Annotated in this window: 9 protein-coding genes and 2 pseudogenes; 5 read left to right on the forward strand and 6 right to left on the reverse strand. The window is 41.1% G+C overall.

Going from position 1 to position 14,187, the window contains the following annotated elements; genetic code table 11:
* The first annotated feature begins 181 nt into the window (after nucleotides 1-181).
* The gene (locus tag FIU21_RS10675; protein ID WP_004361639.1) at nucleotides 182-1,060 is read left to right on the forward strand and encodes a hypothetical protein; all 879 of its coding nucleotides are present in this window, start codon (nucleotides 182-184) and stop codon (nucleotides 1,058-1,060) included.
* 167 nt (nucleotides 1,061-1,227) lie between these two features.
* Here FIU21_RS10675 and FIU21_RS10680 read toward each other — a convergent pair.
* The 5 genes and pseudogenes from FIU21_RS10680 to FIU21_RS10700 form a co-directional block, all read right to left on the reverse strand.
* A pseudogene (locus FIU21_RS10680) lies at nucleotides 1,228-1,770 on the reverse strand (JAB domain-containing protein); the annotation flags it as partial.
* 60 nt (nucleotides 1,771-1,830) lie between these two features.
* Nucleotides 1,831-3,711 (reverse strand): IS1634 family transposase, encoded by a 1,881-nt coding sequence (locus FIU21_RS10685; protein WP_172891330.1) that lies wholly within the window; start codon nucleotides 3,709-3,711, stop codon nucleotides 1,831-1,833.
* 164 nt (nucleotides 3,712-3,875) lie between these two features.
* Nucleotides 3,876-4,034, reverse strand: a pseudogene (locus tag FIU21_RS10690) (UPF0758 domain-containing protein); the annotation flags it as partial.
* A gap of 163 nt (nucleotides 4,035-4,197) precedes the next feature.
* Nucleotides 4,198-4,584 carry a four helix bundle protein gene (locus FIU21_RS10695; protein ID WP_004361393.1) on the reverse strand — a complete coding sequence of 129 codons (387 nt, stop codon included), beginning with the start codon at nucleotides 4,582-4,584 and terminating at the stop codon, nucleotides 4,198-4,200.
* A gap of 135 nt (nucleotides 4,585-4,719) precedes the next feature.
* Nucleotides 4,720-5,760 carry a glycosyltransferase family 2 protein gene (locus FIU21_RS10700; RefSeq protein ID WP_004361394.1) on the reverse strand — a complete coding sequence of 347 codons (1,041 nt, stop codon included), beginning with the start codon at nucleotides 5,758-5,760 and terminating at the stop codon, nucleotides 4,720-4,722.
* A gap of 881 nt (nucleotides 5,761-6,641) precedes the next feature.
* Between FIU21_RS10700 and FIU21_RS10705 the strand changes: the two genes are divergently transcribed.
* The 4 genes from FIU21_RS10705 (at nucleotide 6,642) to FIU21_RS10720 (ending at nucleotide 12,702) form a co-directional block, all read left to right on the forward strand.
* Nucleotides 6,642-7,409: a DeoR/GlpR family DNA-binding transcription regulator gene (locus tag FIU21_RS10705; protein WP_004361395.1), complete on the forward strand. Its 768-nt coding sequence runs from the start codon at nucleotides 6,642-6,644 to the stop codon at nucleotides 7,407-7,409.
* Nucleotides 7,410-7,455: 46 nt separating this feature from the next.
* Entirely contained in the window at nucleotides 7,456-8,655 is a 1,200-nt protein-coding gene (locus tag FIU21_RS10710) for a 1-acyl-sn-glycerol-3-phosphate acyltransferase (protein WP_004361396.1), read from the forward strand.
* A 45-nt stretch (nucleotides 8,656-8,700) separates the two neighbouring features.
* The gene (locus FIU21_RS10715) at nucleotides 8,701-9,351 is read left to right on the forward strand and encodes a NigD1/NigD2 family lipoprotein (protein ID WP_004361397.1); all 651 of its coding nucleotides are present in this window, start codon (nucleotides 8,701-8,703) and stop codon (nucleotides 9,349-9,351) included.
* 708 nt (nucleotides 9,352-10,059) lie between these two features.
* On the forward strand, nucleotides 10,060-12,702 hold the full coding sequence (locus tag FIU21_RS10720) for a C10 family peptidase (RefSeq protein ID WP_004361398.1): 2,643 nt from the start codon (nucleotides 10,060-10,062) through the stop codon (nucleotides 12,700-12,702).
* 165 nt (nucleotides 12,703-12,867) lie between these two features.
* On the opposite strand, the gene kbl is transcribed toward FIU21_RS10720, so the two are convergent.
* A complete protein-coding gene (kbl, locus tag FIU21_RS10725; protein WP_004361399.1) occupies nucleotides 12,868-14,055 on the reverse strand; it encodes a glycine C-acetyltransferase in 1,188 nt (395 codons plus the stop codon).
* Nucleotides 14,056-14,187 lie beyond the last annotated feature (132 nt).

The following is a 14,187-nucleotide window of genomic DNA, read 5'->3' on the forward strand; positions in this document are numbered from 1 at the left end:
TCAAAGACAGGCACAGCAAACACTATAAAAACTTGCTTTCGAATAGTCAAGCGTAACCTATCATGTGCAAAGATAGTAATTAAAAACTATAATTACAATAATTCATTGCAGAAAGGTTACGTTCTTTAGTGTGATTGCATACAGAAAGTAGTATATTTGCAGTGTATAAAATAATAGAAAGATGAACAGTCTTGATGAAGAAGTGCGACAGTTGCTACGTGAAGGAAAGGATATTGAAGCAGTACGACTGGTTCATAACGGCAAAGGAGTAACACTTTTAGAGGCTAAAAAGTATATTGACAAACTCAAAGCTGATGATTGCAGCTGGGAGAAAACCAGTAACATCCGCAGTTGGAACATCGAATATAAAGACGGAAAGCCTGAACACATTACTTTTACGGATGCCACTGGGACTCATACAGCTGAACCTAATAGTCCTGAATGGATAGATATTTTGAAGGAGGCTACGCAGGAAGGCAGTGGAAAAGCTAACCAAACAAAGGCTGATGACAAGAAGACTCTATTGCAAAGAATCTTTGCCAGCCAGTTCGTATGGCTTTTCATATCTCTTGCATGGCTTTGCTTATTAACGCTATTTATCCTTTATATTTATCCCAGCTACTTTGGACTTCATACCAGAGAAGGCTATTGGGGTTTATTCTTACATATCACCACAATTCTTTTATCTGTGTGTATGGCATATCTTTGCTATATTTGGATGCGCCAGAAAAAGGAACGATGGTATTCTCGTTTGAAGTATTTGGTGATGGGGCTTGTTCTAATTTTTGTTGTTGGAATATGGGGATACGACCTGACATTAGACCTTATAGAACATGATGTGAGAAGTTACGAAGGGACATTCTCACTGAGAGTATATACTCATTATAAGAGGTCTAATGACTATACCATAACATGGGAAGGTGACACTTTGTCTTCTGATAGACAACATAATATTAGCTATGCTCATTTTAAAGAGCTGGAACAATACCGTACAGTACGTGTTACTTATTGGCGGCACACGGGTCTTGTGTGGAGCATAGAGCCTTTAGAAAAGAAGTGAAAGGCTGATTTAATTCCCTCTTATGATACAGAAGATGCTATTTAGTACTCAACACCATTGGTGCGGAGCATCAACACAACACGTGCGGAGCATCAACACAACACGTGCGGAGTATCAGCACCATATGTGCGGAGTAACAAAACAGAGCCTTTTCAGAGCCTTTTCGGCTATAACTTTCCCTCCTCTCGATATGAGAAATACCCTCCATCGGTGAGTATTACATGGTCTGCAAAATGAATATGCAGCAATTCGCAGGCTTTATGAATATGCGATGTCAGTATATCATCATCCCTACTTGGGTTCGTACTTCCACTCGGGTGATTGTGACAAAAAGCCAAAACGGTTGTATTCTTCAACAAAACTTCCTTCATCATCAATCGGATATCAACAGGTGCCATAGTAAGTCCACCCACCGAAATGCGCTTGGCTTCGATGAGTCGGAAGTTCTGTTTCATCATTAAAACCCAGCCTTCTTCGATATCAAGGTCTTGTATCGCCGTGTGCATAAACTGGTAGATATTCTCAGCACTATTGAGTATCGGTGCCTCTTCCACTGTCGCTTTCTGCCGTCTTTTACCTAATTCACAAGCAGCAAGAATAGTGATTGCCTTTGCCGAACCGATGCCCTTGTATTGCTCTAAGTCGCGAATAGAAAGTTTCCCAAGTGTTTTCAGATTATTATTACAGTCATTGAGAATACGCTTCATTAGCCCAAGTTTAACACCCACCTTCGCCTAATTGTTGCTGTCACCATACTTTCCTCGTTTTTCTTATGGACTCTGTGTCCTACAAATTTTATTCTTTTTGAATGGTGAGTGTTTTAAGTTCAACTTATCGTATATTTGTTTTGCTTGCTTCGAAGGACTACCACATTGGCGCATCTCGATGGTTTCACCTAATGGATTCTTCCCTTTTGTGGTGACGAGCTTTTGGGTGCTCATACGTCGTACTATCTCGGTCCAGTAACAGGATTCTCCTTCTCGTTTTAATTGACAACGGATGGTGTTTACCACCCAGTAGGCTAATAAACCGAAGAAAAGGTGTGCGTCGCTTCGCTCATCTTTCTGATGATAAATAGGACGGAGGTTGAGATCATTCTTTAGTTGTCTGTTCGTACATTCTATCTCACGGATGAGATTGTAGTATTCCCATGTCACACGCTCAGAAAGTGTCCTGACATTGCTGCGGAGGAAATAGACTCCATGACCAGATTCCATTGCCGAGAGGTCTTTTATCTCCCAGTCTACACGTAGCATCTCCTTGGGTTTCTTCTCATTTTTTATGTAGCTTATCTGGTAGAACTTCGCTATAGAAGGGTACTTCTGTATGGCACGTCCTGTACGTTCAACAACCTTTTCATAGGTTTTTGTTCCACCTTTCTTGGAGATTCCTTCGTTTATCCTCTGCAGTTCCATCTCAAAACGCTCTTTCCAAACCCTGTTCATGGACGACTCTGTCATAGCTTTCGAAGGAGATGTTATTTCGAGATAATAATCCTCATCATCCTCTGTCTTAACCTCTTTCAGCGTTATCTTCTGCCGACGGGCATCCATTACCGTAACACTCTTGTTATCATCACTGAGCGTATAGTCTTTCATTTTCGTACGGGATACGCAGAGATAATTGTAACCCTTTTTCTTTATTAGCTCCAAGTTCTCTTCCGTGGCAACACCTGCATCCATGACAACAAGCGTATCCTTGGTTCGTGATGGATTCCTCTTTGCCAGCGTATCAATCATATTGGGTAGAGACTTGGGATCTGCTGTATTACCCTCTAAGATAGAAGAATAACGTATAAAACCTTCTTGATTGATACATAATGCAAGTACAAGTAGCTTACAGTCAGAGCGTTTTTCTTTTGAACGACCGAACTTGGCTTTATCGCTATTACGCTTACTACCCTCGAAATAGAAGTTGGTTAAGTCGAAGAGCATCAACTTGTTGTCTATATTAAAGATATCGTCAGTAACGCTGCACAGATGACGCTCTAACTGTTCCTTTAGTTCATACAACTTGTCAGTGATTTTATACAGAGAATTGATCCCTGGTGTCCAGCCAGGAACTCCACTGTAAAGTTCGCCAGCAGCTGAGTTATCGCGCAAATAATAATAAGATGAACGTTCAGAGACTGCATATACCGTGCGAACAATCAATGCTGACAAAGCCGTGTGTATCGCATTCTCCGTCCAGCCGTTTTTGCGCAGAAAACCCTCTAACTGCAGCTTGTCTATCGTCTGCTTGCAGAGCCACTCTGCACCAACATTCCTTGCGTCAGTATAGTTTGCCGTCTCGAGGTCAATGTAGTTCTCATATTTTCTCAGCGACTTCTGCTCTTCCTTATTAAACCGATCGATTCCACCTTCTTTCTCCATACGGCTCCACCATTCGTCAGCCTTTGCCTGTTCAATAGGAGTAAGTCCCTCAAGGCGTTCTTTGAAAAGCGAGGGTGTACTTCTGGTTTTGAAGCGTTCGGTAAGAGCGTATGCAATTTTTCGAACCTGTACAGCAGTAAGTGAAGGTTCAAAACCTATGTTCAACAGAATTAGCGAATGTACATGACCCTGCACGTCACGATATGACTCCTTGATGCGATAATAAGGAGCCATGTCGCCTGTGGCAGGGTTGAATCGTGTCTGTACATTTGCGTGCATGAGTGCAAAGTAACAAAATATTTTTGATATGGCTGTGTCCTACAAATCAGATTTTACTCCTCGTTACAATACCCTATACTTGATTATCAATCATTTATCAAATTGATACTACACAAAACATCCCGAAAATTTATGAAAAATAATTTTGCCGGTTAAACTTGGGTTAGGTCTACCGCACTCTCTTTTGGTGTGCCAGAACCAATCAGAATAGCCAGTAATTCAGCATCACTGAGCGCAGCAGCCCCCAGTCTTTCAAGTTTTTCGCGTGGGCGGTCAGCCTCAGCCCAGTGAGTGATAGTGAGTTTTGGAAATTCATAATTCATAATTCAAAATTCATAATTATGATTACCATTAATTCAAAATTCGTAATTCAGAATTCAGAATTATAATTACTTGTCTTTCATTTTTCATACTTCAACATTTGCATTTTTGATTAAGCATTATCATTTAGGTGAATATTCCGCTTATTTAATGTGGTTCATCTGTCTAATATTTGACATCGAGTCCACTTCTCATATTCCTCTTTTTCGTAACAATAATAGAAGTTAATAACTTGATTATCTCTATATTATCGTTACTCATAGACTGATATCCGATATCATTGATATACTCTCCTATCAAGAGTTTTTCAAGCCAATAATGAGTTTCCTTAGCCTCTTTAAGAGCTACCTCAAGTTTGTGTATGAAATCAGCAGAGCTTTGTGCACTCTGACTTTCGGCTATATTCGCACCTATACTTGTTCCACTTCTAAGGAGCTGTTTGGACAAAATAAACTCCTTTTCTACGTCCTTAAGATATTTATATAGGCGTATTATCCTATTGCTATAAGCATCGACCTTCGTCAATAGAATATTGTTCTCACGTTTAAGCATAATATCAGATGGTTTGTAATTAAGTTCAGGTCTAAGAGTATAACGGCTCAATTAACTATAAAAGAGCCGTCAATAGTTTCCATTTCAGTTCACATCGGTAATCATAATTATGAATTTTGAATTATGAATTCTGAATTACTTATAGAAGTTTTTTTCATACGCAGCGAACTCATCCATGCCACATACGCAGCGTTTCCACCATGCACTGATGAAGCCACAACCGTAGCCGGTAAGTTGAATGAAGGCTGCTTCGATACTGAGAAGACCAATGTTAAGACTGTTGTTTTGCAGGGTTGAATCCACACAGATAATGACGCTATATAGCACCAATGGCATTAAGCCCATCATGATAAGGAGACTTCCAAAGACATTGATTATTGGGAATAACTGCAAGAAGAGTCCAAAGAGAATCATCAAAACCAATAAAGCCGTTCCTACGGTGAATACCATCGGTAAGAGATGGACAAGTTTCAGAGACTCAGGATACTTCTTATAGAGATTGATTCGGGCGATACCAGAATTGTAAACCTGCTTCCAGAACTTGCGGAAGTCCGTACGACGCTTGTGCCAAACCCATGCCTCAGGGAACAGTCGGCAACGTTTTCCAGCCTTAAAGATACGAATCGAGAAGTCGATATCCTCGCCAAAACGCATCTTTGAAAAACCTCCCAACTCCTGATAGACATCACGACGGATACCCATATTGAATGAACGAGGATAGAACTTGTCAAGTTTCTTTTTACCACCACGTATTCCTCCCGTCGTAAAAAACGAAGTCATTGAATAAGAAATAGCCTTCTGTGTATCGGTGAAAGACTCATGTGCACAGTCAGGTCCGCCAAAAGCGTCGGCTGGCTCACGTTTTAGCTCCTCACTCACAGCACGAATATAACCCTTCGGAAGTACAACATCGGAGTCGAGAATGAGCAGATACTCACCCTTCGCACGCTCAGCACCATAGTTACGGCTCTGTCCTGGACCCGAATTTTCTTTGCTATAATAATGCAGGTCGAGCTTATCAGCGTACTTATCGCACACCTCCTTACACGGAATTTGTGAGCCGTCTTCAACGATAACGACCTCAAAATCCTTCTCCTCCTGGCTAAGCAGGCTCTCCAATAGTTCTTCAACCTCATCCGGACGATTGAAAACAGGAACAATGATGCTGTACTTCATAATGTTGCAAAGATAACACTTTGTTCGTGAATGACAAGTAATTTGATAAATTATTCTCTCAAAATAACATTCTTTCTCTCTGCCCTTTGCATGTATGAAATAGCAAAGCACATCTAAACACACCAATAGATCCGGGTCTTCCGTTAAATACGTAGATTGTTAATAGAATGAGATTAATCCACATACATGCTATGATTAGCTCCCATTAAATGGTTTTAGAATGGGAGATAAACTACATGACCAATATAATTAGATACAATCTCTACCTGCCTTCTACAACAACTTACTACTTCATTAGTTGATGTTTGTAAATTATTTTCGTACGGCTCAAAACCTATACATGCTCTTTTGGCTTCTTAAAGACGCCCTTTTGGCTTGCAAAAGATGCCCTTTAAGACGCTTACTAACGCCCTTTTGAAGTCCTATTAAGCACCTTTTACTTTACCACTTTATAACTAATTGATTTCCTTTAGGTTACAAGTCTGTCTTTTACACGTGCTTTTATCCTTATTTATAGCTATTTTGTTTGAAATTATGTAATGATTTTTCAAACTCTTGTCTGCAGATTTTCGAAGTCTTAAATGAAATGTTTTTCTATGAAAGAGGATGATGAGAGGATAGATATTCGACTGTCTTAGTTATGTTTTTGTTTAATAAGTAACCTCGGTTCTTCCTTTAAAGCAATACGAAAAGCGTACATACATTTAATGGAAGAACCAATAGATTTACTGCAGACAGTCGTAAACAATTGTTAATCTTCTGTTAAACGAGGGCTTCACCTTTAGCCATTGATTTATTTTAACTATATTTGTACAAAACTATTCTTATACGGTAAAGCGTGATAGACATCTGCTGAAAGCTACCAAAAACCGATGCAAAATATGACAAAAGAAGACAGGCAAAATGCCATTCTCGACCAGCTTCTGACACAGGAGTCTGTATTGGTTTCCGATTTGGCAACCTCCTTGGATGTGTCATTAGTAACGATACGTAAAGACCTAACCGAACTTGAAAAGGCTGGAAAGCTCTATCGAAGTCATGGTAAGGCGATTCTTATCAATCCGTTTACCAACAACCGTTCAGTAAACGAGAAGGAAAAGCTAAAAGCGGAAGAGAAACAACTCATCGGAGCAGAGGCTGTCAAGCTACTTGTGAAAGACGATTCTATCATTCTTGCATCAGGAACAACCATCCATGCATTGGCTTGTAATATCCATGCTGAGAGCAGACTGACGATTGTTTCAGCCAGTCTTCAAGCTACAATGACCTTAGCAGCCAACGATAATATTGACATTATCCAACTTGGTGGCATGGTTCGCCACAGCAGTGTGTCGGTTGTCGGACAATATAGCATGGAGATACTGCGTGGATGTTCGTTTACAAAACTCTTCTTGGGTGTGGATGGTATCGACCTTGACTTTGGTATCTCAACAACAGACATGCGTGAAGCTGAACTGAACAGAAGTATGATGAACGCTGCACAGAAGACCATTGTCTTAGCTGATTCAAGTAAGTTTGGCCGTCGTGGATTCGCAAAGATTAGTGGACTTGAGGATGTTGACATCATCATTACCGATGCTAAAATACCACAGTTTGTAGCCAACAAGATTGAAGAAATGGGCATAGAACTAATCATTGCAGGTTCTTAGGACATGCAATAAGACATAAAATAGAAACAAATTAATTTTTACGATTATGAAAATACCATCAGAGTTTGACCCTATCCGTCCGTTTGAGCCGGAAGAATTACCGGCAGTCTATGATAGGATTCTTGCTGATAAGCAGTTTCAAATGGTGCTGGCGTATCTCTACCCTGATGTTCCAGCTGAGGCGATAGCAAAGAAGATGCACGCCTGCAAGACAAATCTTGAATTCCAAAAAACATTCTGCTACCCTTTCCTCCAGCGTCTTGTCACGGAGTTGAGCTTAGGCTGTAGCATGGATGCAGTCAATATCGATACACGCAAACGCTATACCTTTGTCAGCAACCATCGCGACATTGTGCTCGATTCTGCTTTCCTCGACAAGCTTCTCATGGATGTTGGCTTTACCACTACTTGTGAGATTGCTATCGGCGACAACCTCCTTTCGCAGGATTGGGTGCGTGACTTGGTGCGTATCAACAAGTCATTTACTGTAGAGCGTGCCCTCCATTCGGTTGAGATGCTCCGTGCAAGCAAGCGTATGTCAGAGTATATCCACTTCGCTATTGCCGAGAAGAATGACAATGTATGGATTGCTCAACGACAGGGAAGAGCGAAGAATTCAAACGACCTTACCCAACCTGCGATCCTGAAGATGATGGCTATGGGCGGCGAAGGTACTATCATCGAACGTCTAAAACAGCTCCACATCGTGCCTTTATCTATCTCTTACGAGTACGATCCATGCGATTACCTCAAGGCACGTGAGTATCAATTGCGTCGTGATTTACCTTATTGGAAGAAGACCGCAGAGGACGATCTCGAGAGTATGTTAGTAGGAATCAAGGGCTACAAGGGACATATCTTCTACAAATGTGCACCATGTATTGACGAATGGCTTGACACAGTAGATGAGGAACTGCCAAAGAACAAACTCTTCGATACGATTGCAGCACATATCGATCACCAAATCCACAGTAACTACAAACTCTATCCTATCAACTACGTGGCATTAGATATGATTCAGGATACACGTGTTTACGAAGAGTATTATACAGTGGAAGACTACCAGAACTTCAACACTTACCTCGATGGTCAGATTGAGAAGATTGACATTGAGAACCGTGATGATAAGTTCTTACGCACTTGTCTCTTGACACAGTATGCTTATCCTGCAAAGAATTACATTGCTGCGTCATCAGAAAGCGGCAGATTTAAATCACTTCTGAATCGTCTCACCTTTAAGAAATAACACAACGTGGACTGGTTCAGAAATACTTTCTACAGACTATTGACTATGGTAACGGCAGTCATGTCGTTACTCATAGTCAGTGCCTGTGAGCATGACTTCTATGAGACAGGCGACAGCGAACTGTCTTATCTACATACCGACTTTGTTGAAGCAAGGACCAACGAGCTATCAGCTTTCGCTTCTGCAACTACTGATGACGGAACACAACTGACCTTAAAACCTGCAGTAAAAGAACAATGGGCAAAAAGACCCGACACAACTTACCGTGCCTTACTCTATTATAATAAGGTGGAAAATGGCATAACATCGTCTTTTGCCATTAGTCCTGTTGCAGTCTTACGCCCTCGTTTGGCACTTGACTTACCCATTGTGTACACCGACCCGGTTGGTTTTGAAAGCGTCTGGATAAGCAAGAATCATAAGTATTTGAATCTTACACTTAACTTAAAGACTGGAAAGACAGAAGACGAAAAGGCTGTTCAGACCTTAGCTATCGTCTGTGATTCCGTAAAAAACCTACCTAATGGCGGTCGAGTGTTTTATCTTCGACTACATCATCATCAAAATGGAGTACCCGAATACTATAGCAGACGTGTCTTTACAAGTATTCCTTTGAATGGTTTTAAGCAGCAGGATTCCATCTATTTAAGTATCAACACGTATAAAGGAAAGATTAATAAGCAGATTACTTTCTAACGCTATCAACTGAATTCGATTTGCATTTATGTTTTACTGTGTTTTCATCTGCAATAAAACATAAACAACAAACCTATATAAAACCATAGGCAAGACCATCAACTATCTATTCTTTTCTCATCTTCCGACACAAAAACCTTTTCTTTTTAATACTCGAAAATCCCGCCGATAACGATTTGAAAAATCATTACATAATTTCAAACAAGACAGCTATAAATAAGGATAAAAGCACGTGTAAAAGACAGGTTTGTAACCAAAAGGGAATCAGTTAGTTACAAAGTAGTAACGTGAAAGGTGCTTAATTGGACTTCAAAAGGGCGTTAGTAAGGAGCTTAAAGGGCACCTTTTGCAAGCCAATCGGGCGTCTTTTAGAGGCTTAAAGAGCATGTATTTAAAATCACTATGTGAAAAATTATGACAAAACCATAAACTATTAGCGCAATTAGCCCTATCGGTCTAATTAACCTAATTAGGCTAATAGGAATAAGTTATTTGTAGATTGCGGATTGACATAGTATCACTTTAGGAGAGACCTACTATGCAGGTGTATAAGTCTTAACACCTGATTACACATTAATATCAACCCTATATCAATATATTAAGGTCCAATCCATTCCTACATTTATATAGAAAACATCGAAAAAATAGGGCTTATATGACAAAAATAGTGTAACTTTGTAGTCTATAATTCATTGGTATAAACCTGATATGACATATTCAATATTTCAAATTAATAGCAAAAAGACTGTGTTTTCAGCACATAACAACCTATTGAGAAGAAGTTTTCTCATTCTTTCCCTCCTACTTTCTGTATCAGCAAACTATGCTGACAATGTTGATTTCAACACTGCTTTAAGCATAGCAAGAACGTATGTAAATGTCAGCAAGAAGGCTGCCCTAAACGTAAAAACACGTGCTGCAGCAACGGCAACACATCAACCTTACTACGTTTTCAACGATGATGCAGGCAAAGGTTTTGTAGTTATTGCAGGCGATGACAAGATGGGTAAGGTGTTAGCTTATAGTCATGAGGCATCAATAGACATGGCTAACCTCAATCCCGAAGCACGTTATCTCTTCGATTCCTATCGACAGGTGTATGAGGAGTTGGGCAAGAATAAGACGCTTACCACACGTGCAGGAGCAGCAACAAAAGCAGCTGATGCTGTGCAACCTTTGCTAAAAAGCAAGTGGGGACAGGACTATCCTTACAGCAAGCAGACCCAATATGTAACGGGGTGTGTAGCTACTGCGGTTGCACAGGTAATGTATTACCATAAATGGCCAGCACAAGGTAAGGGACAAGAAAGCTACACGGTGAAGTTTGATAACACTGTTCGGTCAGCCGATTTCACAAAATCACACTACGACTGGGACAATATGTTGCCTGATTATAACCGCAGAAACGTTACTACAAAGCAGGAAGATGCTGTGGCTTTGTTGATGAATGATGTGGGTATTGCAACCAATATGCAATACACGGATAGGGCAAGCGGCACACAGAGTTATATGGCTGAGCGTGCATTGCGCAATTACTTCGACTATGATGCCTCAATGGTAACAAGAGCAAACGAGGGTGTTGATAACTTTATCGAGATTGTAAAGAAAGAACTCCGCAATGGTTTCCCACTCTACATATCTGGTGATTCGAAGACTGGAGGTGGTCATGCGTGGGTTTGCGATGGCTTTGATGAAGAGGATAGGTTCCACATGAACTTTGGATGGAATGGTCAAGCAAATGGCTATTACTCACTTGCTACCTTGAGTGTAACGTCTACAGGTAGTGAGTTTAACGGCGCACAGCATAGCTTCAACCTTAGACTTCATGTCATTGCAATACATCCCAACAAACCTAATACGCCTAAGATTGATGATGATATAGCGTATCAGTCGCCTAATATCAAGTTTAACAACGATGGTATGATGGCGTTCGTAGGGGATGCTCCTACCACAACATCCGATGCATCAAAGGTGATGTATACAGGGTTTATCAACCAGGCTAATGCTGTTCTTGTGGGCGACATCGGTTTAGGTATCTATGACCAAGAGGGCAAACTGGTAAAGGTAACACCTTACGGACAGGACGGAAGGAAGATATTCAGCAAAGAGCGTTTTGTCTTTAACGATGGTGAGTGGGTTTCTGGAGGTGTGATTAATGATAAGGTAACCTTCACACTCGACTTTAAGTCATTGACTAATGGCACCTATTCACTCTATCCTATTGCTGCACGAATGCTGGAAGATGGCAAGTTAGGCGCTTGGGCAAGAATGAAGACTGCCCCTCGTATCGTGATGAAGGTCGAGAACAGTAAGATAACTTACTTAGAGTTGCCAACGGAAAAGCCAGTCTTCCAACTCACTGCCGAGCCTAAGTTAGACAACAAAGTGATGTTAGGTGAGCCGAATGTACTCCGTCTGGACATTCGCAAGCTGGATGCTAATATCTTCTATGGAACCGTAAAGGTGGAACTAATTAACAATGATAATAAGGTAGTATATACCACTGAAACTGCAGGAACAATAGACTTTGATACCTTCACAACCAAGCGTGTTAGACTGCCGTTCAACCTTCCTTACGACATTGCCTCGGGTACTTATCACTTACGCACGACCATCACTAATACCGACAATATAAGCTATCCAGTGCGTGAGATGCCTTCACAAGAACCTTATACACTGACGATTGAGGAAAAGAGTCAGGCTGGTATCTTCTCAAAAGCGACTGTTTATACGCAAGATAACCAGGAAGGAAGTGTCCCAATGGAGAACTTTGATGTATCAAAAAGTCCAACCTTCAGAGTCGCATGTATTGCCACTCTTGCAGAGAACGTACATTACAAGGGTGGTCTGACGCTCTATCTTATCGACACTGTGACAGGTATGTCTATCCAAGTGACAAAGAATCCGATACAGGTAGACCTCGCACAGGCTGATAATATGGCAATAATAAACAGTGACTGGATTAATCCAAAGACCGAGAAACTCATCAATAACCGACGCTATCGAGTGGCATTGTTTGGTGTGGTGGATGGTAGGAATGTCGACTTATTACCAATTTCGACAACGTCACCTTACCTTTCCCTCATCAATGGACCGTATGACAAATATCCTGAGGGAGGAACAAATGGTGTGGGAGAAGTGAGCATCAAACCTACACTGCAGTTCGTTGATGGACGCTTACACGTACAACAGCAGGGCTTGAAGCGTGTGGAGGTATATGGCATGAATGGTATGTTGGTAGCAAGCGGTACTGCGAGTGGCACCGACAATCTGACCCTCTCCGTTCCAAAGGGAACCTACGTGGTACACATCATCACACAAAGTGGTCGTTACACAAGAGTTATCCGCTAAGCAACTATCCTATAATAAAGAGCGAGTACCTATTCCGGCACTCGCTCTTTTTCTATCTTTTAATAATCTATTACTACTCCGCACATATGGCGCTTACCAACAGCACCACACGTGCTAACGCCGAGCACCTATGGTGCTGACTACTAATCAGTGTCTACAAGTAGACTATTTCAACACACCAAGTTCCTTACCAATCTTGATGAAAGCGTTAATACACTTGTCAAGTTGCTCACGATTGTGACCAGCTGAAAGCTGAACACGGATACGAGCCTCGCCCTTTGGTACCACAGGATAATAGAAACCAGTTACATAGATACCCTCTTCAAGGAGCTTAGCTGCATATACCTGAGACAACTTAGCATCGTAAAGCATTACCGCACATATAGCACTCTGGGTTGGTTTAATATCAAAACCAGCAGCCATCATCTTATCGCGGAAGTAGTTAACGTTCTCAACCAACTTGTCATGAAGTTCATTGCTCTCCTTCAATATCTTAAATACTTCAATGCTGGCACCAATGATACAAGGTGCAAGTGAGTTAGAGAAGAGGTATGGGCGACTACGCTGACGAAGCATGTCAATGATTTCCTTGCGACCAGTAGTAAATCCTCCGAGTGCACCACCAAATGCTTTACCGAGTGTACCAGTGTAGATATCCACACGATCATAGGTCTTACAGAGTTCGCTTACACCATGACCAGTAGCACCAACGACACCGGCAGAGTGAGACTCATCAACCATCACGAGAGCATTATACTTCTCAGCGAGGTCGCAGATCTTATCAACTGGAGCAACGTTACCATCCATTGAGAACACACCATCAGTAACGATGATACGGAAACGCTGTTCCTGTGACTCTTGTAGACAACGCTCAAGGTCTGCCATATCGGCATTTGCATAGCGATAACGCTTCGCTTTACAAAGGCGTACACCATCAATAATAGAGGCGTGGTTGAGTGCGTCAGAGATAATAGCATCCTGATCTGTGAGCAATGGCTCAAAGACTCCACCATTAGCGTCAAAGCAAGCAGCATAGAGAATCGTGTCTTCAGTCTTGAAGTAATCTGAGATTGCAGCTTCAAGCTCCTTGTGGCTGTCCTGTGTTCCACAGATAAAACGAACAGAGGACATACCGAATCCTCGTTTGTCCATCATCTTCTTAGCACCTTCTATCAAACGTGGATGATTAGAAAGACCAAGATAATTGTTTGCACAGAAGTTCAAAACTTCCTTACCTTTTACTTCGATTGCTGCACTTTGAGGACTCTCAATGATTCTTTCTTCTTTGTAAAGTCCTGCTTCTTTAATCTCAGCAAGTGCATTACTGAGATGTTCTTTCATATTACCGTACATAACATTAGATTTTATTTATTAGTAGGCAAAGTAACTTATAAAAAATGAGAAAAAGGACGTTAAGGAGTTTTTTTTTACGTGATGACTTAATTTTTTAATAATTTTAATACCTAATAGTGTGTTATCAACAAA

The organism is Prevotella melaninogenica (genome assembly GCF_013267595.1).
Lineage (GTDB): Bacteria > Bacteroidota > Bacteroidia > Bacteroidales > Bacteroidaceae > Prevotella > Prevotella melaninogenica_D.

Coding starts and splice junctions, on each gene's coding strand:
- FIU21_RS10675 (WP_004361639.1), top strand. CDS start 182: ATGAACAGTCTTGATGAAGAAGTGCGACAGTTGCTACGTGAAGGAAAG.
- FIU21_RS10685 (WP_172891330.1), bottom strand. CDS start 3,711: ATGCACGCAAATGTACAGACACGATTCAACCCTGCCACAGGCGACATG.
- FIU21_RS10695 (WP_004361393.1), bottom strand. CDS start 4,584: ATGCTTAAACGTGAGAACAATATTCTATTGACGAAGGTCGATGCTTAT.
- FIU21_RS10700 (WP_004361394.1), bottom strand. CDS start 5,760: ATGAAGTACAGCATCATTGTTCCTGTTTTCAATCGTCCGGATGAGGTT.
- FIU21_RS10705 (WP_004361395.1), top strand. CDS start 6,642: ATGACAAAAGAAGACAGGCAAAATGCCATTCTCGACCAGCTTCTGACA.
- FIU21_RS10710 (WP_004361396.1), top strand. CDS start 7,456: ATGAAAATACCATCAGAGTTTGACCCTATCCGTCCGTTTGAGCCGGAA.
- FIU21_RS10715 (WP_004361397.1), top strand. CDS start 8,701: ATGGTAACGGCAGTCATGTCGTTACTCATAGTCAGTGCCTGTGAGCAT.
- FIU21_RS10720 (WP_004361398.1), top strand. CDS start 10,060: ATGACATATTCAATATTTCAAATTAATAGCAAAAAGACTGTGTTTTCA.
- kbl (WP_004361399.1), bottom strand. CDS start 14,055: ATGTACGGTAATATGAAAGAACATCTCAGTAATGCACTTGCTGAGATT.